Here is a 342-nt window from a genome sequence, read left to right on the forward strand (position 1 = left end):
GCATATCCTGACGCGAGAGGCCCGAAGGTCCCCCTCTTTGGCCCGAAGGCATTATGCGGTATTAGCCATCGTTTCCAATGGTTATCCCCCACATCAGGGCAATTTCCCAGGCATTACTCACCCGTCCGCCGCTCGACGCCCTTAACGTCCCCCGAAGGTTCAGTTAAGTCGTTTCCGCTCGACTTGCATGTGTTAGGCCTGCCGCCAGCGTTCAATCTGAGCCATGATCAAACTCTTCAATTTAAGATTTTGTTCGGCTCAATGAATACTGACTTCAAAACTACTGTGTAATTTTAAAGCTATTATCGTTCCAACAGAACGATAATGAATTGACTGTGCCAA

General features: G+C 48.5%; 1 rRNA gene. It reads right to left on the reverse strand.

The window, feature by feature from the left end:
• Window positions 1-243 (reverse strand): 16S ribosomal RNA (locus ELS82_RS26165); the annotation flags it as partial.
• Window positions 244-342: the final 99 nt, after the last annotated feature.

Source organism: Vibrio ouci, assembly GCF_004551525.1.
Taxonomy (GTDB): Bacteria; Pseudomonadota; Gammaproteobacteria; order Enterobacterales; family Vibrionaceae; genus Vibrio; species Vibrio ouci.